The organism is Myxococcus sp. CA039A (assembly GCF_013336645.1).
In the GTDB taxonomy this organism is placed as follows: domain Bacteria; phylum Myxococcota; class Myxococcia; order Myxococcales; family Myxococcaceae; genus Myxococcus; species Myxococcus llanfairpwllgwyngyllgogerychwyrndrobwllllantysiliogogogochensis.
This window is the reverse complement of record NZ_JABUMQ010000018.1, coordinates 38,267-62,209: the sequence shown is the minus strand read 5'-3', so window position 1 is coordinate 62,209 and position 23,943 is coordinate 38,267. Positions and strand designations below refer to the sequence as shown.

Annotated in this window: 20 protein-coding genes; 6 read left to right on the top strand and 14 right to left on the bottom strand. The window is 68.2% G+C overall.

Annotated features, from left to right (window positions below; genetic code table 11):
- Positions 1 to 13 precede the first annotated feature (13 nt).
- The gene (gene mutS, locus HR086_RS04780) at positions 14 to 2,785 is read left to right on the top strand and encodes a DNA mismatch repair protein MutS (RefSeq protein WP_174464984.1); all 2,772 of its coding nucleotides are present in this window, start codon (positions 14 to 16) and stop codon (positions 2,783 to 2,785) included.
- Between the two features lie 60 nt (positions 2,786 to 2,845).
- On the opposite strand, the gene HR086_RS04775 is transcribed toward mutS, so the two are convergent.
- The 8 genes from HR086_RS04775 to HR086_RS04740 all read right to left on the bottom strand — a co-directional run bounded on the left by HR086_RS04775 (position 2,846) and on the right by HR086_RS04740 (position 10,657).
- On the bottom strand, positions 2,846 to 4,423 hold the full coding sequence (locus HR086_RS04775; protein WP_174464983.1) for a hypothetical protein: 1,578 nt from the start codon (positions 4,421 to 4,423) through the stop codon (positions 2,846 to 2,848).
- 281 nt (positions 4,424 to 4,704) lie between these two features.
- The gene (locus tag HR086_RS04770) at positions 4,705 to 5,082 is read right to left on the bottom strand and encodes a DUF4150 domain-containing protein (RefSeq protein ID WP_174464982.1); all 378 of its coding nucleotides are present in this window, start codon (positions 5,080 to 5,082) and stop codon (positions 4,705 to 4,707) included.
- 43 nt (positions 5,083 to 5,125) lie between these two features.
- Entirely contained in the window at positions 5,126 to 5,698 is a 573-nt protein-coding gene (locus tag HR086_RS04765) for a hypothetical protein (RefSeq protein WP_174464981.1), read from the bottom strand.
- Between the two features lie 9 nt (positions 5,699 to 5,707).
- The gene (locus HR086_RS04760) at positions 5,708 to 6,706 is read right to left on the bottom strand and encodes a hypothetical protein (RefSeq protein WP_174464980.1); all 999 of its coding nucleotides are present in this window, start codon (positions 6,704 to 6,706) and stop codon (positions 5,708 to 5,710) included.
- Between the two features lie 25 nt (positions 6,707 to 6,731).
- Complete coding sequence (locus tag HR086_RS04755; RefSeq protein WP_174464979.1) at positions 6,732 to 7,775, bottom strand: beta-ketoacyl synthase N-terminal-like domain-containing protein; 1,044 nt, start codon at positions 7,773 to 7,775, stop codon at positions 6,732 to 6,734.
- A gap of 8 nt (positions 7,776 to 7,783) precedes the next feature.
- On the bottom strand, positions 7,784 to 8,809 hold the full coding sequence (locus HR086_RS04750; RefSeq protein WP_174464978.1) for a DUF2169 domain-containing protein: 1,026 nt from the start codon (positions 8,807 to 8,809) through the stop codon (positions 7,784 to 7,786).
- 25 nt (positions 8,810 to 8,834) lie between these two features.
- Entirely contained in the window at positions 8,835 to 10,118 is a 1,284-nt protein-coding gene (locus tag HR086_RS04745) for a TIGR02270 family protein (protein ID WP_174464977.1), read from the bottom strand.
- A 26-nt stretch (positions 10,119 to 10,144) separates the two neighbouring features.
- Positions 10,145 to 10,657, bottom strand: coding sequence for a DUF6484 domain-containing protein (locus HR086_RS04740; RefSeq protein WP_256433604.1), 513 nt, complete (start codon positions 10,655 to 10,657; stop codon positions 10,145 to 10,147).
- A 159-nt stretch (positions 10,658 to 10,816) separates the two neighbouring features.
- Here HR086_RS04740 and HR086_RS04735 point away from each other — a divergent pair, with 159 nt between their 5' ends.
- The 4 genes from HR086_RS04735 to HR086_RS04720 all read left to right on the top strand — a co-directional run bounded on the left by HR086_RS04735 (position 10,817) and on the right by HR086_RS04720 (position 15,255).
- On the top strand, positions 10,817 to 11,839 hold the full coding sequence (locus tag HR086_RS04735; RefSeq protein WP_174464975.1) for a DUF3616 domain-containing protein: 1,023 nt from the start codon (positions 10,817 to 10,819) through the stop codon (positions 11,837 to 11,839).
- A gap of 72 nt (positions 11,840 to 11,911) precedes the next feature.
- Positions 11,912 to 12,571 (top strand): hypothetical protein, encoded by a 660-nt coding sequence (locus HR086_RS04730; protein ID WP_141644642.1) that lies wholly within the window; start codon positions 11,912 to 11,914, stop codon positions 12,569 to 12,571.
- 38 nt (positions 12,572 to 12,609) lie between these two features.
- Positions 12,610 to 13,374 carry a DUF3592 domain-containing protein gene (locus HR086_RS04725; protein ID WP_174464974.1) on the top strand — a complete coding sequence of 255 codons (765 nt, stop codon included), beginning with the start codon at positions 12,610 to 12,612 and terminating at the stop codon, positions 13,372 to 13,374.
- An 84-nt stretch (positions 13,375 to 13,458) separates the two neighbouring features.
- Entirely contained in the window at positions 13,459 to 15,255 is a 1,797-nt protein-coding gene (locus HR086_RS04720) for an N-acetylmuramoyl-L-alanine amidase (RefSeq protein WP_174464973.1), read from the top strand.
- Between the two features lie 56 nt (positions 15,256 to 15,311).
- Here the strand turns inward: HR086_RS04720 and HR086_RS04715 are convergent, their stop codons facing one another.
- On the bottom strand, positions 15,312 to 15,791 hold the full coding sequence (locus tag HR086_RS04715; RefSeq protein ID WP_174458304.1) for a DUF1772 domain-containing protein: 480 nt from the start codon (positions 15,789 to 15,791) through the stop codon (positions 15,312 to 15,314).
- Positions 15,792 to 15,806: 15 nt separating this feature from the next.
- Positions 15,807 to 16,694, bottom strand: a complete 888-nt coding sequence (locus HR086_RS04710) for an NAD(P)H-binding protein (protein WP_174458305.1) — start codon at positions 16,692 to 16,694, stop codon at positions 15,807 to 15,809.
- Between the two features lie 158 nt (positions 16,695 to 16,852).
- On the opposite strand from HR086_RS04710, the gene HR086_RS04705 reads away from it, so the two are divergent.
- On the top strand, positions 16,853 to 17,827 hold the full coding sequence (locus tag HR086_RS04705; RefSeq protein WP_174458306.1) for an AraC family transcriptional regulator: 975 nt from the start codon (positions 16,853 to 16,855) through the stop codon (positions 17,825 to 17,827).
- A 47-nt stretch (positions 17,828 to 17,874) separates the two neighbouring features.
- Here the strand turns inward: HR086_RS04705 and HR086_RS49710 are convergent, their stop codons facing one another.
- The 4 genes from HR086_RS49710 to HR086_RS04685 form a co-directional block, all read right to left on the bottom strand.
- Positions 17,875 to 18,603 (bottom strand): double-CXXCG motif protein, encoded by a 729-nt coding sequence (locus tag HR086_RS49710; RefSeq protein WP_174464384.1) that lies wholly within the window; start codon positions 18,601 to 18,603, stop codon positions 17,875 to 17,877.
- A gap of 3 nt (positions 18,604 to 18,606) precedes the next feature.
- On the bottom strand, positions 18,607 to 19,305 hold the full coding sequence (locus tag HR086_RS04695; RefSeq protein WP_174464385.1) for a TIGR02269 family lipoprotein: 699 nt from the start codon (positions 19,303 to 19,305) through the stop codon (positions 18,607 to 18,609).
- A gap of 368 nt (positions 19,306 to 19,673) precedes the next feature.
- Complete coding sequence (locus HR086_RS04690) at positions 19,674 to 22,271, bottom strand: ATP-binding protein (RefSeq protein WP_254626174.1); 2,598 nt, start codon at positions 22,269 to 22,271, stop codon at positions 19,674 to 19,676.
- Between the two features lie 7 nt (positions 22,272 to 22,278).
- On the bottom strand, positions 22,279 to 23,445 hold the full coding sequence (locus HR086_RS04685; RefSeq protein ID WP_174458309.1) for an FIST signal transduction protein: 1,167 nt from the start codon (positions 23,443 to 23,445) through the stop codon (positions 22,279 to 22,281).
- Between the last annotated feature and the right edge of the window lie 498 nt (positions 23,446 to 23,943).

Genomic DNA, 23,943 nt, shown 5'->3' with positions numbered 1-23,943 from the left:
GAGAAGGGCGGGGATGGCCGTGACGCAGCAGTTGAAGGCAGCCAAGGCAGCAGCAGTGGAGCTTCCCGTGGACCCGACGCCGGACGTCGGCTCGGAAGGGGAGAAGGCGAGCGACGGCTCGGGCGCGAGGGAGATCGCGTCCCTGACGCCGATGATGCGCCAGTACCTCGAGGTGAAGGCGCTGCACCCGGACTCGGTGCTCTTCTTCCGGCTCGGGGACTTCTACGAGATGTTCTTCGAGGACGCCGTGCGGGCCTCCGAGATCCTCCAGATCACCCTCACCGCCAGGGCCAAGGGCGCCGACAAGGTGCCCATGTGCGGCATCCCCTACCACTCGTCGCGCCGCTACATCGCGCGCCTGATTGGCGAGGGCCTGAAGGTCGCCATCTGCGAGCAGGTGGAGGAGGCCGGCACCGGGCCCGGCATCGTCCGCCGCGAGGTGACGCGGGTCATCACCCCCGGCATGGTGCTGGACGAGGAGGTGCTGGAGCCTCGGGACAGCAACTTCCTGGCCGCCGTGTGCTGGAGCGAGCGCGGGTGGGGCGGGGCGCTGCTGGAGGCGTCCACCGGAGAGTTCCTCGCCATGGAGGCGGCGTCGGCGGCGGAGCTGGCGGAGTCGCTGTCGCGCGTGGAGCCCCGGGAGCTGCTGGTGCCTGGAGGGCAGCGTGACTCGGCGGAGGTGGCGCAGTTGTGCGCGCGGCTGCCTCGCGTGCCCGCCATCGCGGAGAGCGAGGCCGCGGCGTTCGAGCCCACGCGCGCGGCGGGGTTCCTTCGCACGCACTTCGCGGTGCAGTCGCTGTCCGCCTTTGGCCTGGATGACTCGCCCCTGGCCACGAGCGCCGCGGGCGCGGCGCTGCGCTACCTGAAGGACACGCAGAAGACGCCCGCGGCCCACGTGGACCGGCTCAGCCGCCAGGAGCGCTCCGGCAGCCTGCTGATGGACGAGTCCTCGCGCGCCAACCTGGAGGTGCTGCGCTCGCAGCGGGATGGGGGGCGCAAGGGCTCGCTGCTCGGCGTGTTGGATAGGACGGTGACGAGCATGGGGGCGCGCAAGCTGGCGCGCTGGCTGGCCTCGCCCCTGGGTTCGCTGCCGGAGATCCACGCGCGGCTGGACGCGGTGGAGGAGCTGTCCGCGCGCAGCGTGTGGCGCGAGGAGCTGACCGGCATCCTCAAGGAAGTGGCGGACCTGGAGCGGCTGACGGGCCGGCTGTCGCTGGGCGCGGGCAACGCCCGAGACTTGCGCGCGCTGGGATTGTCGCTGGCGCAGCTTCCCCGGTTGGGCAAGGCCCTAGCGCGGTGCCAGACGGCGCTGCTCCAGTCGCTCGCGGGGCCGCTGACGGCGCTGCCGGAGCTGGCGGACCTGCTGGCGCGCGCGGTGGTGGACGAGCCTCCCGTGGTGCTGAAGGAAGGCGGCCTCATCCGCCAGGGCTACCACGCGGAGCTGGACAAGCTGGTGGAGCTGTCCACGTCGGGCAAGGACATCCTGCTGAAGATCGAGCAGCGCGAGAAGGAGCGGACCGGCATCGGCTCGCTGAAGATCCGCTACAACAAGGTCTTCGGGTACTACCTGGAGGTGACGAAGTCGAACCTGCACCTGGTGCCGGCGGACTACATCCGCAAGCAGACCACGGTGGGGGCGGAGCGCTTCGTCACCCCGGAGCTGAAGGAGCACGAGGAGCTGGTGCTCACCGCGGAGGAGAAGCGGTGCGCGCTGGAGCTCCAGCTGTTCGAGGAGCTTCGCGCGAAGGTCGCCTCGGCGGCGCCGCGCATCCGTTCGGCGGCGGAGGCGGTGGCGGCGGCGGACGCGCTGCTGTCCTTCGCGCGGTGTGCTTCCGAGTATGGCTACACGCGGCCGGAGGTCGATGCGTCGGAGGTGCTGAGCATCACCGCCGGGCGGCATCCGGTGGTGGAGCGGATGCTGGGGGCGGGGGAGTCCTTCGTTCCCAACGACGTGCGAATGGACCCGGAGGACGCGCAGCTGTTGGTCATCACCGGTCCGAACATGGCCGGCAAGAGCACGGTGATGCGGCAGGTGGCGCTCACGGCGCTGATGGCGCAGGCGGGCTCGTTCGTCCCCGCGAAGGCGGCGCGCATCGGCCTGTGTGATCGGATTTTCACGCGCGTGGGCGCGGCGGATAACCTGGCGCGCGGTCAGTCCACCTTCATGGTGGAGATGACGGAGACCAGCCACATCCTCCACCACGCCACGCGCAAGAGCCTCATCATCCTGGATGAGATTGGACGCGGGACGTCGACGTTCGACGGACTCTCGATTGCGTGGGCGGTGGCGGAGCACCTGCATGACCACGTGAGCGCGCGCACGCTGTTCGCCACGCACTACCACGAGCTGGTGGACCTGGCGCGCGAGCGGACCCGGGTGAAGAACCTGTGCATCGCCGTGAAGGAGCAGGGCGGCAAGGTCATCTTCCTGCGCAAGCTCATTCCCGGCGGGGCCAGCCGCTCCTACGGAATCGAAGTGGCGAAGCTCGCGGGCCTGCCCTCGGAGGTCGTGGGTCGGGCGCGGGAGCTGCTCCAGAACCTGGAGTCAGGCGAACTGGACGACGCGGGACGTCCCCGAGTGGCGGTGCGGCAGAACCCGAAGCGCGCGGTGTCCACGGCGCAGCTCGGACTCTTCGGAGAGCCCGCGCCCGTGGCCCCTCCGGTGCCCACGTTGCCGGCCTCGCATCAGCAGGCGTTGGAGACGCTCAAGGCGGTGTCCGTCAACACGCTGACGCCGCTGGACGCGCTCAACCTGCTGGCGAAGCTCCAGCGCGAGCTGGAGTAGGGCCCCCGACGTCAAGCGGCACGTCGGGAGCGGGGCTGGACGCCGGACTTCAGGTGGACCTCACGGCGTGGTGAAGAGCGAGGTGATGGCGTCGGCGCTGTGGTTGGGCAGTGCCTCCAGCGTCTCGACCGAGTGGCGCCCCACGTCGAACATGGGCGCGTCGACGGCTCTGATGCGCATGAAGTAGATGCCCTCCGGCTCGAGTGAGCCAGGGGGCAGGCGCACCGCGGTGGTCGTCCCGGGGACGTAGATGGACCCGAGGGTCTCCCAGCTCCGGGAGCGCTTGATGTATCGACGGATCAGCAGTTGGTAGACGTTGGGCGTGCCGAGTGCCGGCGGCGCCCAGGCCACGACGGGGCTGAGGGTGCTCAAGTGCCGCGACTCGTTCGCGGGTGCACCGTCGAGGGTCAGCGACTGGGGCGGGGACAGCTTCGGTCGCACGGGTCCCGCGCGGAACTCATCGAACGAGGCGAGTGTCGTGAGGGAGCCGGTGATGAAGGCGAGGTCGCTCGAGCCATCCGGGATGGGCAGCCTCGCATGGAAGATGTTCGTCACCGCTCCCACGATTCCCCAGCTCGACGGGTAGGGGATGCCGAACTTCACGGGGCCCTGGATGTCATAGGTGGCACCCAGGGGCGCGTACAGGCTGAGCAGCTCTCCCGAGTAGCCCACCCACCCATCCGGCGCGAGGCCATGGGCGGCGGGGTGGATTTCGAGGATGGACTGGCGGGGTGTCATCCCTGGATGGATGTCGCGCGCCATGCGGGCGAACTCGGACAGGCGCCAGTCCAGGCCGAACTGGCGCATCAGCACGGGCTGGAGGGTGCCTGAGATGGACAGGGGTGTCCCGTAGTTCGGGACGTGGTCAAAAGGCGGGAGCTCCCGCGAGCGGTCCAGCGCGGCGTATTCCAGCGGCGTCCCGTCCGGTGCCGTTCCCACGCGGAAGGGACTGAGCTGGTTGACATACAGCCGGTCTCCCCTGGCTGCTTCAAGGTGCGGGACGCCGTCGGCGGTGACAATGAGCGCTTCCACGTCGTCGGTGACGACGGAGGTCTCGTCGGCCCGAAGAAATTCGTCGAACAGGAGCCAGCCGGCCGCGCCCACCTGCGGGGAGTTGAACTGGAGGTGGGCGCCAAGGTGGACGAGTCCCTCGGGAGCCACCCAGGGAGCCAGTCCTTGCAGGTCGACCTGGGCGGGTGCCCAATCCTCGACGAAGTACCTCGCATCCGGTCTTCCCAGTCGGTTGGGGCCGAGCTCCACGTGTCGTGCGTCCGTGAGGAACTGGACGCGCGCGCCCCTTCCGTCATGGAACCGCAGGAAGTACTGCCCCGCGGGCACGTCCTGGAACTCCCATCCGCCCGGTACCGCGGCACCTTCCCGCCCCGAATAGGTCTCGCCCTGGGGCACGAGAAGCTCGGGAGGGTCGGTCGACAACTCCTCGGCCTGCTCGGTGATGCCCGCCGCGGTGTGGAAGCGCGTCGTTTTCGTCACCCGCACCGTGCTGGTGGCCAGGGTGTGGATCTCGCGGGTGGAGAGTTCTTCTCCAGGCTCGCTCGCGCCGGCGGGAGCCCTACTGCATCCAATCATCCCCGCGACACACGCCGAGCCCAACCAGACAGTCCCAAGCAGCCATTTCATGAACAACCTCCAAGATGGGTGATGGCGAATCACCCTACATGGAGATTCAGATGCCACTCAGTTGGTTAAGTAACTGTATGTCGCCGCGCAACTATCTCCGAGATTTCAGGGGCCGCCCGCGCAGTGGGATGAAGACTGCCCTTCACGGCGCAACTATCTGTTTCGCGCCAGCAGGCGCTGGAGACGCTCAGGGCGGTGTCCGTCAACACGCTGACGCCGCTGGAGGCGCTCAACCTGCTGGCGAAGCTCCAGTGCGAGGTGGAGGGCTGAGCGACGCGCGGTCAGCCCAGGGTGTTCTTCTTGTTGTGAAAGAGCGGGTCGCCCAGGCGGCACACGTTCTTGCCTTCGAACTTCACGTCGAAGGAGTACATCATGAACTCGCAGGGGCCCTTGGTGGCGCTGCTGGCCACGCCGCCGCCCGCGGTGCCGGCCTCGTTGCCTGACGAGACGCTGTAGGTGGCCCCCTTCACCATGGGCATGTGCCCTTCGATGGTGATTGTCTTGGGGCCATCCGCTGCGTCCGCGGAGCGACCCACGTTCGGGTAGGGGATGGGGACCGGGCCGGCGGGAGACGGAGTCTTGCAGACGTCTGGCAGGACGATGCTCTGTCCCTTGCTTCCACCATGGGTGACGCCTCGACCGTTGACGAAGGTGGGCACGGGAAGGTCCTTTCTCGAGGAGGCACAGCCTGGCGTGAGCCCGTCACGCGCTCACGAAATCCTGAGGCTCCAGGAAGCGAAGGTGTGGGAAGGCTTTTGACTCCAGCACGCGCTTGACGTCCTCGTGGACGAGGACCGCGCTGACGTTCTCCGCGAGCCGGAACAACTTGAGGCCGCGGGGCTTGTCGCCGTCAATGGCCAGATGGTCGATGCTCGCATCGATGAGGCGCGAGCTGTCGGGAGAATGGAAGACGGTCTCCGCGAGGTTCGCGGCCCGCACCAGCCCGATGACATTGAAGGCCTTGTAGCCCCGGTGGATGACGGCTCCATCCTCGCTCTGGATGACGGCGTCATAGACGTCGAGGTTGTCCACACCTGCCTCGAGCAGCGCCGCATGGAACGCATTGCTCATGAGGTTGGCCGTATTGAAGAAGTCCAGCAGTTCTCCCCGCTCATTGCCAGGGATGATTCCGACGACGATGAGTTGTGAGGGCGGACGTTGGAAGGGTTTGCCGGCCCACCATCGGTCTCGAAGACTCAGGTTTGGCACGGGATAGATGAGCATCATGTCATGGCTGGACGACGCCAGGATGTAATATTTCGGGGTCGCTTGCATCGTGAGGGCTCAGAAAACCCTGGTGACGCTGCCCTTGGCTTTGGACTTGGTGAACTTCCCGATTCCTACCATTTCATCCGCATAATCTTGAGTGAGGGAGTCCGTATACAGTGGGGGGCGCCAGACGGACTTCGTCAGGAGTCCGCGGAGGTTCTCGGAGAGCGAATTCAGGCGTGCGGTGAGTCCCACGGGAGGTGCGAACCTATCCTCGTTCTCAGCCTTGCTCTCCATCGCGATGGAGCACGACTCGGTGGCCATCACCGACAGGCGCTCGCCAATCGACTGAAGAATCGCTCTTGCCTTGTCCGAGTATGGTTTGTGACGCATGTGGAACTGCCTGCCACCGGAGGCTTCGATGGCGGCCGCGACGTAGGCGGGTTTGAAGGCTTCTGTCTCTTCGCCTAACACGTCATCCCTGCGCTTCTTGAGGTATTTGAGGCCCAGGTCCGCGGGCCATTCGTTGCAGTTGGAGAGGGCGTAGGGGCTTGGTAACCATTCCCCATTCTCGGCGGCGTTGACATCGTAGCCAATGGAATATCCCTTCTTGATGTAGCTCGACATGGCTGGCCCGCCCTTGTCAGGGAGGTAGTCCGCGATGCAGTTGTCGTCTCCCATGAAAGGAACGACGGAGGACCCCTTGAGCGACTCGTTTCCCGGGATGAGGTGATGGGGTGCGTACTGGAGGGGGTATTCCTCCTCCTCCTTGTCCTCCGCGTAGGTCTGAATCAGCTTCGGGCGCTTGACCGTTCCATAGGTCACGACTTCCCCCCTCTTGAACAGCAGGGAGACCTTGTTCGCCGCGGGCTCGAGGTTCTTGGCTGCCTTCATCTTCTTGCCCAGCACGCCGCCGTCCGTCGGCGCCATGCCTCCCACGGCGTCATCGTCGGGATTCTGCAGCAACATCTTCTGGGAGTGCGCGTCGCCTTGCTCGTGCCAGGGGCAGGTCTTCTCGTTGTGTAACTCCTCCGAGACGAATTCCGAGACGGCCACTTCTTCACCGATCTCCATGGTACTCCTCCTTCCAAGTTCCAGTTCAGGTGGGCAGCAGGAGCGCCGCCGCACGGGCCTCCAGGTCGGAGGTGCTCCAGACCAGGGTGGGGCCCTTCTCGTGCCCGGCGCGCAGGCGCTCCGCGGCCAGCACCAGCATCAGGGGTCCCAACGCCGCGCCGGCGTCGCCCACGCAGTCCGCGGGATGTTCGATGCGATGTGCCTCCTGGAAGCGCTCCGTGTTTCGCAGGTAGGCCACGCCCCATTCCTTGGTGGGCAGGCTCTCTCCATTGAAGCCCGCGAACACGCACTGCACCTTGGGCGCGTTGCCCGGCATCCCCGCGAAGAGCGCTTGAAACGCGTGGGCGAGACCGTCTCCAAGATAGGGCTCCTCGGAGTAGCGGTGCCCCTGCTCCGTGCCGACTCCCACGTGGGTGATGCGGGCCACGGGCTCGAGGCCGAAGCGTCGCGCGCCACCAGGAGTAGACAGGAGCAGGAAGCTCGCGGCCTCTCCCGGAATGAAGCCGTCCGTGCCCCGGGGGCGCAGTCGGTCCTCCGAGTCCAGCACGGCCAGCCTCCGGGGATGGTTGAAGGTGTCCAGCCCACCGACGATGACGGTGGAGGCATGTCCCGTGGACAGCAGTCGCATCGCGTCGCGCAGGGCCATGAGGCCGCCCGCTCCGCCGTGTCGGTACACCCGGCTGCTGGCGACATCGAGCCGCACTCCCGATTGGCGGGCGAGCTGCTCCATCATCACCCGTGAGGAGGGGAGCTGAATCCCCCATCGGTCCTCGGGGAGGGCCAGGAGCAGGGGCGCCGCACCCGTGAGGCCCGCGCAGGCCTCGGCGAGGGCGTACGTGGACAGGCGCAACAGGCGAATCCAGGTGTTGGAGAGGCGCGTCCCGTCGACCTCCAGGGGCGGCAGGTAGTGCTCGGAGAGGAACGACACCACCTGCCGTTCATGGGCACGGTTCAAGAGGCCCGCCTCCGCGAACCGCACGAGCCCCGCGCGGACGGACGTCGCCGTGGTGGGCACATCGAGCCCCACCGGGGTGGTGGCTCCCAGCCCCACGACCTCCACGCCAGGCATGGCGCCGCTCACGAGCGCGCCCCCGTCATGCGCTTCACCGCGAGCGTCACCTGCTCGACCTTCAAGGCGCGCTTGTCGCAAGGAACGCATCCGCGCCACGTCAACGAGAAGCGGTGCTGGTCTGGCTCCAGGAGCAGGGTCTCGATGTGGAGGCGCGGCTTCTCCTCCTTGCCGGCGATGCGCACGGAGGCGTCCAGGTCCACCTCGGGCAGATGGAAGCGCTGCACGCCTTCGGGCGCCGCGTTGATGAGCTCCACGGGCTCGCCGCCCTTCAGCCAGGTCGGGTAGATCTGCCCCTCGGGGGCGGCCTGGAAGAAACGCGTGTCGAAGTCTCGCGGGAGATAGGGCGCGCGATGCTTCTTCCAGGCTTCGTCATACGTCCCCGCGAACCCCATGCGCGGCTGCCAGGACGGAGCGATGAAACCCACGCCGTGTGGCGGTGTCTTGTCGGACAGGCTGGCGAGGGGGAAGCCGGGGTGCGTGAGGTTGGGCAGCGGCGTGCCGTTCATCTCCTTGACGGCGCGCTGCCCCCGAAAGCCCACGCCCACCGGGTTTCGCATCTCCGCGAGGAAGCCGTGAGGGCCCGTCTGGTGACGGCCTCCGTAGGCGCGCTCCCACGTCAGGGGCACCCGCGTCGTCGGAATGGGCGTCGTGGGTGATGCGCCCAGCAGGCCCGCCTTCCAGGCCCTGTCTCCGTGGACCTGCACCAGCTTCTTGAGAGTACCCACCGACATGGACAGGCCAAAGTCCGACGCCGGACGTCCCTTGGGGGCGTGGGCGTCTCCGACGAGGACGACGTCCGTGCCGCGCTTCATGAGGTGTGATTCGCCCGAGTACTTGAGGCTGGTCTCTCCGGGAGGGCCCCAGTGCTCGTCCACGTGCGCGACGGCCTGCTGTGTCTCGGCGACGTGGAGCCCGCTGGAGGTCATGGCGAAGGTCGCCTTGAGGACCACGTACAGCGTGTCCACGCCCTTCTCGTCTGGAAACAGGTAGAGCGACGACGCGAAGGGGGTGGTGTTCTCGAGTTGCAGCATGGCGGTGTTCCCCTGGCTGGCATGCTCATCGCGTCGTGAGTCGCGGTCGGCCCGTCCTGGCGGCTGTCAGGCCCATGGCCAGGGTCGCGGTCTGCCGGTTCGCCCACGTCCGCGTGTCGAAGCGCACGGCGCCCTGCGTCTGGACCGCCAGGTCGAGCGCGAGCTGTTCGCGCCCGCGCATGGGCTCGGTGGAGAGGGCCTTCCACGCGACCTCGGGGGAAAGGGGCTGGCCCCGCAGGTAGCGCGTCTTCGGGGAGAAGCGGTCCTTCTCCTTCACCCACCACCGGGCGACGGCGGCCGCGTCCGGGAGGGGCAGGGTGGCTTCAGGAGATGGGACGAGGTCCGCGTCCAGGTCGTCCTCCTCGAGGGGCGGGAGGCCGTTCTCCTCGTCGGCGTTGGCGGGCCGTGCGAAGTCGCCTTCCAGCCGCAGCCCCGTCACGCGAGAGAAGGCCTCGCCCGCGAGGCGAGCGGTCCTGTCGTGCTTCATGGCTTCCAGGCAGAGCTCCGCGGCGTGACGCCAGCCGGAGTGCCCCAGCGCCCACAGGGCCTCTGACTCCAAGGCGGGCACGTCCAGCGCGGCGGCCATCCGGGACACGTCCTCGGCGTGACCTGCCGCCGCGAGCACCGCGAGGACCCGCGCGGCTTCGGGCGCCGTGCTCGCGACGGGCTTGCGGAGGGCCTGGAGCGCGGCGGGATATCCCAGGGCCAACGCCGTCTCACCGGCGGCGATGCGCACGTCGGGGCTTTGCGCGCCAAGGGCTGATTCCAGCAGGGGACGCGCGGCTGGAAGGTCTTCGCGGAGCGCGCTCAGGGCCGCTGCCTTGATTTCGGCGGACTCGCTGCGCAGCAGCGGCAACAAGGCCTCGGCCCCCAGCGCTTCGCCACGAAGACTCAGGAGGCCCACCGCCGCGGCCTGGAGTCCTGGTGTCGCTTGAAGCTCACGACGTCGCAGGAATTTCGAGACCTCGGCGGTGGGTGCCAGGCGCAGCGCCTTGAAGAGGGCTGTCTGTCGCGGACCTGGCGCCTCCGAGAAGAATGGGAGGAGCCAGTCCAGCGGCGCGCCCGTCGCCATCAGCGCGAGGGCCGCGACGAAGACCTCCTCGGGCCGGGTGCTCTCCAGCCAGGGAATGAAGAGTCGCTCGGGGGCTTCCGGGCCCGCGCACGCCAGCCCGTCCAGATGGGCCATCAAACGGGCCTCGGGCCCCTGCGCCACTTCGTGCAAGCGATAGTCAGGAGAATGGCGGGCCCGCTGCCATTGACTCGCGAGAAAGGCAGCCTCCTCCAGGTGTTCCTCCACGATGTCCCACATGACGGGGCGTCGGCGTGGAGCCTCCATCAATTCACCTTCACCGCGGCACCCTTGATGCGCTGGACGCCTGACGCGTGCGATTCAATCTGGGTGCCTCGGATGACGACACGTCCATTCCGACGCAGGGTGATGCTGGCCTCGCCGCAGAGCAGCACGATTTCGTCCTGGCCTTCGAGGACGATGCGCTGGCCATCCACGCTGGCGGAGACAGGCAGCGCGGGGATCTTGGCTTCCACCGAGCGCAGGAGGTTCTTCCTCGGCTCCAGGAGTCCCATGAGGATGGGGCGGCCGGGCAGTCCTCCCTCGAAGGTGAGGAGGACCTCCGTCTGAGGCGCCACTTCCTCCAGGTTTGTCGTGCTCGCGCCGGCGAGCACGCGAGCGGGCACCGGGCCGGAAGGATTCCCCTCGAAGTCCACCAGCGGAAGGCCCTCCTCCGACATTCCCGTGAGGCGTCCCACGTGAGGGGTCGAAAAGAGGGCTGAGGACGGGCGAAGGATGACGACCTCCGCTGGGGCGGCGGATGCGTTTCGACGCTTCATGAAGACAAGCTATCAAAACCTGACAATGCAAAGTTGGACTTCCTGTAAAATCGAGCCTTTCTGGTGCTTGGCCTTGTTGGCATTCAGGGCTGTTTCGCGGCCCACATCGAGTGCAGGGGGCTTCCCGGATGCGGGAGGCGTGACGAGATCTGGGGGTCTATGAGGCTGGCCTCCATCATCGTCGGAATCGGTATCGCGGGCTGCGCGGCCCGGGGCGTCCAGGCAGGGCCGGAGAGTGTTCCGGCCGAGGGTGGCTCCGGGCGCGACGTGCTCGTGTTCGAGGGCATGTGCGACGCGTCGGGCGCGGTGGCGCTGGGTGGCTCGTTGTTCGTGGTGGGTGACGACGAGGACAACATCCTCCGCGTCTATGACGCCCGGCGCGGTGGCGCCCCGGTGCGCAGCGTGGACCTGTCACCGGAGCTGGCGCTTCCGGCCCACAAGAAGAAGGCCCCGGAGGCGGACATCGAGGCCGCCACGGGCCTGGGCTCGTACTCCTTCTGGCTCACGTCCCACGGCCGCAACAGCTCCGGGAAGAAGGCGCCCAGCCGCCTGCGCTTCTTCGCCACCGAGGAGAAGGAAGGCCTGCCCCAACTCGTGGGCCGTCCCTACACGCAACTGCTGGATGACCTGCTCGCGGCGCCGCAGCTCGGCGCGTTCCGACTCGCGGACGCCGAGGGCCTGGCCCCCAAGGCTCCAGGTGGGCTCAACATCGAGGGCATGACGGCGATGGCTGACGGCGCGTCCATCCTCATCGGCTTCCGCAGTCCCGTGCCTCAAGGCAAGGCGCTGCTCGTTCCGCTCCTCAATCCGAAGGAGATGGTGCTGGAGGGCGCCTCCGCGCGCGTGGGTGAGCCTCGGCTGGTGGACCTGGGCGGAATGGGCGTCCGCTCCATGTCCTGGTGGCGCGGGCGCTATCTCATCATCAGCGGGGGCACGGATGGCGGGGGCACCTCGCACCTGTTCACCTGGGCTGGCGGAGACGATGCGCCCGTCCTGGCGAGCGACGTGGACCTGGCGGGCTTCAACCCGGAGGCCTTCTTCACACCCGAGGACGCGGAGGAGATTCTGCTGCTCAGTGACGATGGCTCGAGGCCGCTCGACGGCGTGGCGTGCAAGAAGCTCAAGGACCCCGCGCGCAAGCGCTTCCGTGGCATCTGGGTTCGCCCGGGGGAACAGGGCTGACGAGCGTCCTCCCTCATTGACGGGCCCACGGCGGCGTCGCGAGAATCACCGCTTTTCCGCCGGGGAGTCTCCGTGAATCGTGTCTCTGGTCTGCTGGCGTTGCTCTGCGTCTGTGTCTCGTCGGCCGCGCTCGCGCAACGCAAGGAGCTCACCCCCGCCACACCGGAGGCGACCTGTGAACTCACCCCCGCGCTGCGCCTCACCATGCTGGGCGGCGGCTCTTTCGACCTCAAGGAGCCGGCCCTCTATTTCTTCTCACGCTCGCGCAGCCAGGTGCAGGTGTTGGTCTCCCAGCCGGAGGGCGCGACGGAGCCTCGGCTCGAAGCGGTGGGCTTCTGGCATTTGAAGTCGGAATGTCTCATCTCCGTCGACGCCAAAGGGGTCCAGTACGGCTCGAAGCTGGATTGCGAGGACGCGGAGATCGAGGCGAAGGTGAAGGGCTCGGAGGTCACCATCCAGACTCCCGAAAAGGACGTCTTCAAGGTGACCCTTCCGTCCAAGGAGAGCGCCTCGCTGGGCCTGCGCATCACCCTCGTCGCCGAGGGCAACTTCCGGCGTGTGTGGGGCAGCCTGTGTGGGGAGTACAAGAATCCCCCCGCCACGGTGCCTGGCAAGGCGGATGAGTTGCGTCAGCTCAAGCGCCACTCGACGTTGAGCCAGGACTACAAGACCGGTACCAACAGCATCTTCCACATGGTGGGGGAGGCCCAGAAGCGCGCCCGAGGCGAGTAGCGCGCGGATACGCGGATCACGTGTAGGCTGTCGGCCCAATGCAGCTGGCCATTCCTCATGCACCTCGAAAGGTGCGACTGACGCAGGTTCCCGGCGCGGTGGGTCGTCTCGCGCGAGATGCCGTGCTCGGGCTGGCCTTCATGGCGTTGCTCGGCGCCGGGGCCACCTGGGCGGGCCGCTTCTTCGTGGAGGAGCACGGCTTCAACGCGCGGGCGGAGGAAGTGGACGGGGTGCTGGTCGCCACGCGGCTCCCCCCGACGGACAAGCGCGACGGCGCCGAGGGCCTGCTCGAGGTCCTCTACACCTTCCAGAACGTGGAGCACTCCGTGTCGGACGTCCGCACCTTCGCGGAGTACGCGGAGGGGCTGGGCCATGGCGCGGTGGTGAAGCTGCTGGTGGACCCGGCCGCGCCGGGCAGTCCCCGTGAAGCCGGCTTCGCGCGGACCCGGGCCTCCCGCATGGGGTGGTTGCCATTTGGGCTGGGGCTGGGCGCGCTCGGGGCGGTGGCCATGTTCACCCGCGAGGCCCGGCGACTGGTGCGCTCGGAAGTGGAGCCGCTGCGACTGGGCGCGCTGGTGTGGCTCACGCCGGATGCGCCCTTGCCGGAGGCTCGGGGCGAGGTGGTCTTCCCCGCCCACTACTTCCGGCAGGACGTCAAATTAGAGGTCCGCGCGCGGGTGCGTCCGGGCCGGGCGCCGGTGCGCAACGGGACGAAGGTGCTCGCGGCGGTGGTGCCTCGGGAGCCCGGCTGGGCGCGGGTCATCGACCAGGACCTGGCGGGCGTGCTCGGCTGGCTGCGCTGAGCTGACGGGTGGGGCCGAAAATTTGCCGGTGACGTGGGGCCGTGTGACACACGCCTGTAGCTCCCAGTTCGCCGGAGGTTCTTCATGTGCCCACGCCTTTTGCTCGCGCTGCCCATGCTGCTGTTGCTCGTCCCGGGCACGGTGGGGGCCGCGAAGCGGGATGAGGCGGAGGCCGCGTACCAGGGGGCTCGCCGCGCGTACTACGCGCTGAAGGACGACGCGGCCCGGCGCAAGCTGCGCCACCACTGGCTCAACGTGGTGCACAAGTTCGAGGCGGTGGCGAAGAGCCACCCCAAGTCCGAGCGCGCGCCCGACGCCCTTTTCACCGCGGGCGAGCTGCTCCAGGAGCTCAGCCGCATCTCCTTCGTCGAAGAGGACCTGAAGTCGGCCATCGCCGACTACGACAAGCTGAGCCGCGACTACCCCAAGCACCGGCTGGCGGACGACGCCGCGCTGGCGCTGGCGCGCATCCACGTCCACCGGATGGACCGGCCCGAGGACGCGCGCCGCGTCCTGGCGGACATGCTCGCCCTCAACAGCAAGGGCGACCAGGCGAAGGAGATGAAGACGCTGCTGGCTTCGCTGCCGACGCCCAAGGGCGCTCCCGTCGCGCCCGCTCCGTCGCGCGGCAAGGCCGCCACGCCGGCGCCGAACAAGACGCCCGTGCAGGAGGAGAAGGCCACGGCGGTCGCTCGGGTGGAGACGCCGTCGGAGCGCCCGGCGTCCGCGCTGGTGGGCGCCATCGAGAAACTGGCACGCGAGCCGTCCCCGATGATTCCCCGCCTGGACCCCAGCGCTCCCGTGAGCGGTGAGTCGTCCGGTGAGGGCAAGGGGCTGGATGAAGCCGTCGCCGCCGCGCTGGCCGCGAAGGAGCAGTCCTCCAAGGCCCCCGCTGTCGCCGTGGCGTCGAAGCCCGTGGTGGCTCCGGTCGAGGTGGCCTCGTCGAAGGTCTCCACGCCGCGTCCGCAGGAGCGTCGCCCGGAGGCCGAGCCCGTCCAGGCCATGTCGACTGTCGCGGAGAAGCCGAAGGCCGAGGTGGCGCCGAAGAGCATCGAGGTCGCCGCCGCCGCGGTGGTCGAGCCGCCCAAGCCCATTACCCGTCCCGTGGATGACGAGGTCGCGCAGGCGCGGCTCAAGGCGGTGGCGAAGCAGTCGCGCCGGGCGGAGCTGACGTTGGCGGAGCAGCTGGGCCTCAAGGTGCGGCGCGTGGTCATCGACCCGGGCCACGGCGGTCACGACACGGGCGCCATCGGCAAGGAGGGGACGCGCGAGAAGGACGTGGCGCTCTCCATCTCCCTCAAGCTGGCGGACGAGCTGCGCGAGCGCGGGTTGGAAGTCGTCCTGACGCGAGAGGATGATCGCTTCATCCGCCTGGAGGACCGCGCGAAGTTCGCCAACACGGAGCGGGGTGACTTGTTCATCTCCGTCCACTGCAACGCGGCGACGAGCCGGAAGCTGCGCGGCATCGAGACGTACACGCTCAACACGTCGGCGGACCGGTACTCCATCCGGCTGGCCGCGCGGGAGAACGCGTCGTCCGAGAAGGGCATCAGCGACCTCCAGTTCATCCTGGCGGACCTGGCGACGAAGGCGAACACCGAGGAGTCCTCGCGGCTCGCCAACCAGGTGCAGCGCAGCCTGGTGACGTCCCTGTCGACCAAATACACGGACATCAAGGGCCTGGGCCACAAGGAGGCCCTGTTCTACGTGCTGCTCGGCGTGAAGATGCCGGCCATCCTCGTGGAGACCGCGTTCCTGTCCAACCTGGACGAGGAGAAGCGCCTGGCCACCAGCGCCTACCAGACGGACGTGGCCAAGGCGATTGCCCACGGTGTCGAGGAGTTCCTCGGCGACCGCAGCCGCGTGGCGAAGATCGACTGACGGGTGCTGGCGACGGGGCGGGGTTCCCACGTCGCCAGCGCGCGAGTCGAGAGTCTTCAGCGGAGCGCGCGCGTCAGGAGCACCGTCGCCGCGAGGCACGCCACCGTCCGCACGTGATTCCACGCGGTCCAACTGGACACATAGCGTGCCCAGTGGAGCGCGGCGTCCGCGCTGTCCGGGTTCAGCGCGGCCAGCGCGTCGTTGCGCGGCACGTTGAACGCGGCGGTCACCCCGAAGCAGCCGACGAGGAAGATGGCGCCTCCCAGGAGCCGCTCTCGCGAGTGAGGGTCACTCCAGGTGCCTGGCGAGGACAGCACCAATCCCGCGCAGGTCAGCGCGGTGCCGATGAACGCCGCGATGAACAGGCCCGACACCGCCGAGACGTTGATGGCCTGCATCGCGGCGATGCCCCGCGCCGCGGGCAACCGTGCCAGGCCGTTCATCACGAACGTCGAGAAGGCGAAGAACACGCCCGCCATCAGCCCGCAGCCGAGCACGGACACCCACGTCAGGATTCGCAGCACCGTCTCCATCATCCGTCCCGTCTCCATTCACTTCGTCGTGGCGGCGAGCGCGAGCTCTTCCACGAAGTCCTCGAACCGTGTCGGTGTCGTGTTGTGCGCGGTCCGCCCCGCACGAGGCCTGACGCGTCCTTCGTTGAAGGCGAGGGTCATCTCGACATAGAGCCCGGCGAACGTCTCTGACATTCCGGCCTGCACGAGCGCCTGGGTCATCTCCGCGGGGGCGAGCCGGACATACTCGAGCCCAGGCTTGCCCAGGCGCGCTCCGAGTATGTGGGTGGCCTCGCGATAGCTGAGGTCCCTGGGGCCCAGCAGCTCCCGAATGGTGAGGCCCTTCCAGTCCCGATGCAGCATCGCCTTCGCCGCGACGTCGGCGATGTCCCGGGTCGCAATCATCGGAACGGCGAGGTCCGGCTCGACGGAGTCCGCGTTGACGCCCTGGTGCTCGATGACGGCGAGCGCATCGAAGAAGTTCTCGAAGAAGGACACCGGACGCAGCAGCAGCACGTTCGTGTCCGCAAGCGTCTTCAGGCGCTCCTCCTGCGCATGGAGCGTGGCGAGCAGCCCCGTCCCCTCCCGTTGCTCCGCGCCCAGGCTGCTCAAGGCGACGACGTGTCGCACGCCGCTGTCCCGGAGGGCCTGGACAATGGCCTCGCCCTTGCGCCGCTGGTCCCCGTGGTAGTCCGGCGACTCCCGGTCCGCCGGCAGCAGCGTGTAGACGGCCTCGGCGCCGGCGAAGGCCTTCGCCAGGAACGCGGCGTCGCCCGGGTCTCCCACGAGCACCTGCGCGCCGCGCGCGGCGAGCTCCGCCAGTCGACTCTCGGAGCGGCCCAATGCTCGGACGTCCTGCCCGGCCGCGAGCAGCAACTCCACCACCTTCTTGCCGGTGTTCCCGGTCGCTCCCATCACCGTCAACATGTGTGCTCCCTGGGGCCATCAGCCCCGTGGCATTGGCTTGCCTGGAGTCCAATATCGGGGCACGAGGCAGGACCCTCAATGATGCGAAGTCGCTGATTCATGCTCGTTCGTCCAGACTGGGGTGGACGACGGGGAGGGTGGGGGCGGATACTCGGGACATGAAGAACCTGATGCCCTCGGTGGACTCGCTCGGCGAGGCCCTGCACTTCCTGCGGATGAGCGGCACGTTCTATTGCCGCTCGGAGCTGACGGCGCCGTGGGGGCTCGCGCTGCCGGTGATGAAGGGCAGCCTGATGTTCCATGTCGTGACGTCGGGACAGTGCTGGCTCGAGGTCGATGGTGTGGAAGACCAGCTGCTCCAGCCGGGCACGTTCGTGCTCTTGCCTCATGGCGAGGGACATCGCGTGTCGAGCGAGCGAGGGGGGCCGACGCGGAAGCTGGAGGAGCTCCCCGAGGAACTCGTGAGCGAGCGCTACTCCGTCCTGCGGCACGGTGGAGGAGGGGCACCCACGACGCTCATCTGTGGGGTCGTGCGGTTGGACCATCCCGCCGCCCGGCACCTCGTCACGCTGCTGCCGAGCGTCATCCGCGTGGAGCCTTCGGGCTCACCCCGCATGGACTGGCTCCAGAGCACGTTGCGCTTCATCGCCGACGAGGCGAAGGAGTTGAGGCCCGGAGGCGAGACGGTCATCACCCGGCTCGCGGACGTGCTGGTGGTCCAGGCGCTCCGAGAGTGGATGGCCCAGGGTTCCGGCGCGCGCACGGGCTGGTTGGGGGCGCTGCAGGACCCCGAACTGGGGCGCGCGCTCGCGCTCATCCACCGCGAGCCGACGAGTCCGTGGACGGTGGCCTCGCTGGCCTCGCGGGTCGCGATGTCCCGTTCGGCGTTCTCGGCGCGCTTCACGCGGATGGTGGGCGAGCCGCCCATGCACTACCTCGCGCGGTGGCGGATGTACGTCGCGCATACGGCACTGAAGGAGGAGCGCCCCGGGCTGGCTGAGCTCGCGGAGCGCATGGGGTATCAGTCCGAAGCGGCCTTCAGTCGCGCGTTCAAGCGCTTCATGGGCGTGTCACCCGGAGCCGTGCGCAGGGGCGATGCGACGTCGCTCCCGTCCCTGGGAATGTCCGCGTGAGTGGTCGGCCACCTTCCAGAGCAGCGGCACCGTTTCAGTCCCCGACATCATGCGGGCGGGACGACGTTGGACCGCCTCGCGTACCCTGGTGAGCCACTCACATCGAGCGCGACGACGTCGGACTCTTCCAACTGCCGCTCAAGCTGCTCAACAACACGTTCGCTTACAACCACTACACTCGCTGTTGCTCGGGCGAAATCGGTCGATGGTGGAACAGCCAGGCGCCGCCTCTCGGGCGGCGGAAGGACCCAACTGGCACGTCCACAGGTCGTGCACGGCTTGTGGCGGTCCTCGCCAACCAGCTTGCCGCCCGGCATCACCTGCAACTCGAACAGTTCGCCGTCGCTCCGAGCACGCCGGAAAGTCGCTGGGACCGGGACAGCTCCGGTCAGTCCGTCGAGACACCGCACGACGTCCGGTCGCACCAGCAGTGTCCACGGCATGTGGACGCTCACGGGACCGAACCGTCCCTGTGCCCGCCCCGTCAACGGGCCAAAGCCCGACCCCGGCGTCACCACCGCGCCGCGCGGCACCAGCGGCAACACGTTCGCTCGCAGCGCCGTGAATTCGGCCCACGGGACGCACCGTGGGCGCTCAAGGGCCTTTGCTCCCCCACCGAGCTTCGACAAATCCACTGCTGGGTAGTCGTAGCCTCCTCCTCCCCACGTGTTGCCGCATGTGGGGCACGAAACGCCGGGCAGCTGCCAGCGCCTGCCCATGTCGTACCCCCCACTCCACCGCACCGTTTCGCGTTCCTGCAGTGTGTAGTACCGCATCACTCATTCTCCGGCGGAGTACAGCCGCAGGGTCTGCCAGTACGTCATTGGCATTCCGATGAGCCCATACTTTGAAATCATCCGCGCCCCCTGCTTGAAGTGGTCGTCGCGCGTGGCCGTGAACCTGTTCGCATCAATCCACTTCCTCCAGTCCCGATTCCACGGGCCACCATTCTCGCCCGCGTGGACTCGATGGTGTTCATCGACCGCGACCAGCAGAGTGTACTGGTGGATGTTGATGCCGACGAACTCGAAGTACCCAGCGAAGGCGCGGGGGAAGATGTGGTGACGTTCCTTCGGCCTCCTCGTCCACTCGGCGATGGCCTTCCGCGCCGCCTTGACGCTCGGCAGCTCCTCGCGCTGGTACCATGGGATGACGAAGACGGGCTGCCGCCCTGGTAACGGCACTGCGCCACCCCAGTACCGCTGAATGCGGGCTGTAGCGCCGCCAGTCTGCGCGGGTGGAAACCGCAGCGCGAGCGGAGGCGACGCGAGGTCCTCGCATCGGAACAGTCCACACGCCTCCTCGCCACAGGCGGGCGCATAGCATCCGCCTTCCTCCCCGGACGCTGCCGACCTGGCGCAGGAATCCGCGGAGTCCTCCACGCCATTGTCGAGCAACGCTGCGTCGCCGACCTGCTCCGGCATGGATGCGCATGCGGTCATCAGGACCGCCATCCACGTCACTGTCTTCAGACTCATGGGCTCCCCCCGCGCCGATTCGAGGCCGCGCTTTGGCAGACGATGACGCAACCGTTTGCAACCGTGCAGCCGCGTCCACTTCGACTCCGTCCGACCTCCAACATTCTTTTTCGGGGCAGATGCGCGCGTGCTTGATTGAAGTTGCCCCGGTTCCGCAGGGCGTCCCGAGGTTTCGCCATCAAGCGGCGGCGCGGTGCCGTGCTCGATTCGACCCGGGCCTCGACCGCCAGCGCAATGTCATCGAGCGCGCTTTCGGGCACCTCAAGGACAAGCAAACCACTGGCACGCGCTACGGCAAGCTCGCCGTCAACAACCTTGCCATGGTGCAGATGGCGCTCATCTTCTCCTACTTACGCCGCTTGCATCCGTCAGACATGACCTGGCGCCCCACGGCTCGCGGTGAACGGGGGCACGGGAGGGCCCTGACGCGGAAGCTCCACCGTGAAGGTGGACCCACGTCCAGCCTCGCTCTCGACCCGAACCGACCCGCCCAGCCTTTCGACGAGCTGGCTCACGATGTGGAGGCCCAATCCCAGACCTCCGTAATGTCGCGACGACACCGCACGCTCGAAAGCCCGGAAGATTCGCGTCTGTCGCTCCGGTGGGATTCCAATCCCCTGGTCCCTCACTTCCAGCAGCGCTGTCGCGGCGTTGCCTTCGACCACGATGTCGATGGGCCTTCCTTCGCCGTACTTGATGGCGTTGGCGAGCAGGTTGGTGACGATTTGATCGAGCCGTGAGCGGTCCCACACGCCAGGCATCGGCGTGTCGGCATGCACTCGAAGCCGGGCTCCCGAGGTGGCCAGCTCGGGGGCGAAGCGGGCCGCGATGTCGCGGACCAGCGCCGCGAGGTCCACCTCCTCGAGTTCGAGGTCGAGCCGCCCCGCATGGATGCGTGAGACATCAAGCAGCGTGGTGACGAGCTTGGCCATCCGCTTCGCCTGTCGCTCGATGGTTTCGAGCGAGTGGGCCACGGTTTCCATCGGCGCGGCACGGAGCGTCCCCAGCCGGGCGAGGCGCAGCAGGCCCTGCACTGACAGTTGAAGGGACGTCACCGGGGTCTTCAGCTCGTGGGACGCAATGGAGAGGAACTCATCGCGCAGGCCGATCGCCGTCTGGGCCTGCTGATAGAGCCGGGCATTGTCCACGGCCATCGCCGCGCGGCGGGCAAGCTCCTGGGCGAGGACCAGCGACGCCGGGCCGTACTGGCAGCCCTCGCACTCGCGGGCGAGCGTGAGCGCGCCGAGCGTCCGGCCCCGGGCGAGCAGCGGCACTGAAATCCAGGACTGGAACGGGACGTCTCCCGAGGGCGCCGAGGTGTCTCCCATCGGGAAGAACGCCGGCTCGCCGGTGCGCAGCACCTTGCCAGGGCCCTGCGCTGCCTTGAGGTCGGGTGGCGGCGGATAGACCTTTGCCGGGGACCTGGCGAGAAGCGCTTCGGATTGGGCCTGCGTGATTCGCCGGACCGTGTGATCCGGCTCCAGGAGATCGAACGCGCACCAGTCCGCGAACCGCTGGACGGTCAGCTCCGCCACGCTCCGCAAGGAGTCCTCGGGGGCCAGCGAGCCGGCGAGCATTCCGGAGGCCGTCGCCAGGAACGCGGATCTCCCTTCCTGCTCCTCGGCCCTGGCGCGTGCCTGCTGCTCGCGTTGGAACGTCTGGTCGCGCTCCTGCTCGGCCCGGCGCTGCTCGGTGATGTCGATGCCGGTGCCAATGACATACTCAATCTCTCCCGTCTCGCCACGCAGCACGTTGCTGGCCCAGGAGATGAGGCGCCGCTCTCCGTCCCGCGTCAGCCAGAAGCTCTCGTATTGTTCGTTCCCCATGCCCGAGGCCAGCACGGCGAAGTCCGTCTCGACGCGCGCGGCTTCCTCGGGAGGCTGGAGCCGCTTCCAGAAATACGCACCGCGGAGCTCCTCGAAGGAGAAGCCCGTCACCTCCTGGCACGCCCGGTTGAAGCGGACGATGCGCCCTTCTGGATCCAGCACAATCACCAGCGCGCGGGCCGTATCCAGGACCGTGGAGCTGAAGTCGCGCTCACGTTGGAGCTCCCGCTCCGTGCGCTGTCGAGCGGTGATGTCCCGGAAGTAGACGGCCCTCCCATAATAGACACCGTCCTCGCTCACCACCGGGGCGTTGTACTGCTCGAACACCCGGCCATCCTTGAGCCGCAGTTCGTCCTGTCCCGACGCGTTCTCGTGTTCGGAGAAGGCGCGGGAGCGCGCGGTGAACCGTGCGGGCTCTTCCACGCGCTCCGCCATCGCGCGGAGCAAGGCCTCGCGGGAGGCGGATTGAATGTCTTCTTCCAGTCCCCACATCTGCGCGAAGCGGCGGTTGTGCGTGAGCGTCCCGCCGCCAGGGGAGGAGATCAGGATGCCCTCGACGGAGGCTTCGCTCAGGGACTCCCACAGCGTCTTTTGTTGGTGGAGGTCGCGCTCGCTGTCCAGGGTGCGCGCGAAGAGTCGCCGGTGGACGAGCGCGGTGCGGAGGACGCCGCCGAGGCGCTCCACCATGCCCCGGTACTGGCGCGGCAGCCGAGGCTCCTGGTCGAAGTACAGCAGGAGCACGCTGGTTCCGCGTCCCGCGTCTGTCGTTCCGGGGATGACGGGCACGGACCAGCACGCGAGTTCCGGCGAGGTCAGCTCCGGGTAGGGCAGGTCCACCGAGGCGGGGCATGGCGCCAGGGGCTGCTCCAGGGGACCCGGAATCGGCAGGCGGCGGGAGGCGGCGGAGAGGCCGCTCGCGCCCAGCAGATGGACCCGCCCCCGCGCATCCTCCTGGAGCCAGAGGGCCACGGTGCAGCTCAAGCGCTCCGCGAGACGGTCCAGGAACGTGTCCGCGGACTTGTTCGGATCGAACAGGTCGAGCGCCGCGACGGTGAGCTCCTGGAGCACACTCAGGAGCGCGAGGCGTTCCTCGGTGAGCTTCTGGTCCGTGTTCGCCTCGTGGTCCACCATGTCCCGCATGGGTCCATCACCCCGGAAGGGCGAGCACCACCGCCGTCTTGTTGTGGAACTGTGGAACTCCTCCCCCCAGGGCCCCCACCTCGCCGAGCGTGAGGCAGCCCACGACCGGGGTGTCCTCCCCGAGTGCATCCTGGAAGCGCGCCAGTTCGTCGCGGAACTCCTCGCCCAGGATGTGGTACCGGGAGATGCAATCGAACACCACCGCGCCGCCCAGCGTGCCTGAGGTGGCTTCCCGCGCCAGGGTGGCGGCGCGGGCCGCGGCGTCGAGCAGGTCCGCGCGCTCGCCCTCCATCACCCGGACCAGCGAGCCGTCCGGAACCTCTGCGACGCAGCGGACAGCGCCGTCGGGCTCGACGGCGAGCGGGTCTCGAATCACGAACTCCCCATTGGCCTGGGGAATCCCCAGCGGGTGCGTCATCGCGAAGCGCGCGAAGCCCTTTTCGTCGAGCACGTCTCCTCGACTCGCGGCGGTGCGCCGGTAGACCTCGAACGCGCACTCGTACTCGAGCTCGACAGCGGTCGCTCCTCGGGCCTTCGTGACCTGGGTGGGTGGGCCGTAAGGATGCCACCCATGCTGAATCCCGACGCCGATGGGGGCCAGGGTGTCGAGGGCAATCACCACCACCTGGTCCCGGTAGGCCTGGCCCTCGGTGAACTGGGCCGCCTTGACGAGCTGGAGGTTGTTGCCAGCGCCGCCACCCACCCAGCCGATGCCCGCGCCTGCTTCCTGCTGAGCCCCTCGTACGACCTCGGTGGGGTTTCCGCTGAGCGCGTCTGGGAGGATGATCAACGCGCGTCGATGTTCGGGGGGCTTGGGGGGCAGCTTTCCGACGGCTTGCGCCACCGCGGAGCGTCCGGCCAGCCTGGGGGCCTCGCTGACGGGCCCGCCCATTCCCACGCCCACCTGGAAGTCCTTCCCGCGGAAGAGCGCGACCACCAGCCCTTGGAGCAACAGCTCGGCTCCCGCGAAGACGCCCGCCGCGCTGCACCCGGCCCAGGGAATATCCCCCAGCTCCCGCTGAACCGCGGACGCCAGGGACGCCGCGTCGTACTGGTCCGTGCACAGGACGAGGGCGAAGCGCGCGTCATCCCCTTCGCGAAGCGCCTCCTGGATGGCTTCATGGGCGGCGGCTTCGCAATCGGGTGAGTTGCTCTTTCCGATCTGGATCCACATGGGCTCTGGAATCGATATTCATTCGCGAGCGCGCTTGCAGGACCCGGCGGCTTCGCATGCCTCGCCTGGAAGGCGGGTGCCGACCAGGGTGGTGCGGAGAACGCCAGCCGGCCAGTCGGGCCCGTGGTGGCACTCCCACTCTCCGGACGGTTCTGGTGGCGGACCGGCCTGCTGGAGCGTCATCCCTGTCGAGATGCATCTCAGAAACTGTTGGTATGCGCATGCTGTAAACATCGCGTCAGACGCAATTCGCGGTTCCGTGCGTGCCGGTGTCGCCGCCGGGGCCGAGAATGAGGGGACCACCCGGCAGTCTGGGGGGAGCAGTCCACCCCATGATCCTGTCGCACCGGGCATGAGCGACCTGTTTTCACAGGGGTGGGCTGCGCCCCCTGGTTGGTCTGACGCTTGCTTTGCGATTCAGGTTGCACAACCGGAGGGTCGCGCCGGGCATCCCGTCTCACGGCGGCAATTACAGTCATTCCGCAGAGTGAAACAACG

What these genes read in the sequence shown, in the direction of transcription:
- mutS (WP_174464984.1), top strand. Translation starts at nt 14, where the DNA reads ATGGCCGTGACGCAGCAGTTGAAGGCAGCCAAGGCAGCAGCAGTGGAG.
- HR086_RS04775 (WP_174464983.1), bottom strand. Translation starts at nt 4,423, where the DNA reads ATGAAATGGCTGCTTGGGACTGTCTGGTTGGGCTCGGCGTGTGTCGCG.
- HR086_RS04765 (WP_174464981.1), bottom strand. Translation starts at nt 5,698, where the DNA reads ATGCAAGCGACCCCGAAATATTACATCCTGGCGTCGTCCAGCCATGAC.
- HR086_RS04760 (WP_174464980.1), bottom strand. Translation starts at nt 6,706, where the DNA reads ATGGAGATCGGTGAAGAAGTGGCCGTCTCGGAATTCGTCTCGGAGGAG.
- HR086_RS04755 (WP_174464979.1), bottom strand. Translation starts at nt 7,775, where the DNA reads ATGCCTGGCGTGGAGGTCGTGGGGCTGGGAGCCACCACCCCGGTGGGG.
- HR086_RS04750 (WP_174464978.1), bottom strand. Translation starts at nt 8,809, where the DNA reads ATGCTGCAACTCGAGAACACCACCCCCTTCGCGTCGTCGCTCTACCTG.
- HR086_RS04745 (WP_174464977.1), bottom strand. Translation starts at nt 10,118, where the DNA reads ATGTGGGACATCGTGGAGGAACACCTGGAGGAGGCTGCCTTTCTCGCG.
- HR086_RS04740 (WP_256433604.1), bottom strand. Translation starts at nt 10,657, where the DNA reads ATGAAGCGTCGAAACGCATCCGCCGCCCCAGCGGAGGTCGTCATCCTT.
- HR086_RS04735 (WP_174464975.1), top strand. Translation starts at nt 10,817, where the DNA reads ATGAGGCTGGCCTCCATCATCGTCGGAATCGGTATCGCGGGCTGCGCG.
- HR086_RS04725 (WP_174464974.1), top strand. Translation starts at nt 12,610, where the DNA reads ATGCAGCTGGCCATTCCTCATGCACCTCGAAAGGTGCGACTGACGCAG.
- HR086_RS04720 (WP_174464973.1), top strand. Translation starts at nt 13,459, where the DNA reads ATGTGCCCACGCCTTTTGCTCGCGCTGCCCATGCTGCTGTTGCTCGTC.
- HR086_RS04715 (WP_174458304.1), bottom strand. Translation starts at nt 15,791, where the DNA reads ATGATGGAGACGGTGCTGCGAATCCTGACGTGGGTGTCCGTGCTCGGC.
- HR086_RS04710 (WP_174458305.1), bottom strand. Translation starts at nt 16,694, where the DNA reads ATGTTGACGGTGATGGGAGCGACCGGGAACACCGGCAAGAAGGTGGTG.
- HR086_RS04705 (WP_174458306.1), top strand. Translation starts at nt 16,853, where the DNA reads ATGAAGAACCTGATGCCCTCGGTGGACTCGCTCGGCGAGGCCCTGCAC.
- HR086_RS49710 (WP_174464384.1), bottom strand. Translation starts at nt 18,603, where the DNA reads ATGCGGTACTACACACTGCAGGAACGCGAAACGGTGCGGTGGAGTGGG.
- HR086_RS04695 (WP_174464385.1), bottom strand. Translation starts at nt 19,305, where the DNA reads ATGAGTCTGAAGACAGTGACGTGGATGGCGGTCCTGATGACCGCATGC.
- HR086_RS04690 (WP_254626174.1), bottom strand. Translation starts at nt 22,271, where the DNA reads ATGCGGGACATGGTGGACCACGAGGCGAACACGGACCAGAAGCTCACC.
- HR086_RS04685 (WP_174458309.1), bottom strand. Translation starts at nt 23,445, where the DNA reads ATGTGGATCCAGATCGGAAAGAGCAACTCACCCGATTGCGAAGCCGCC.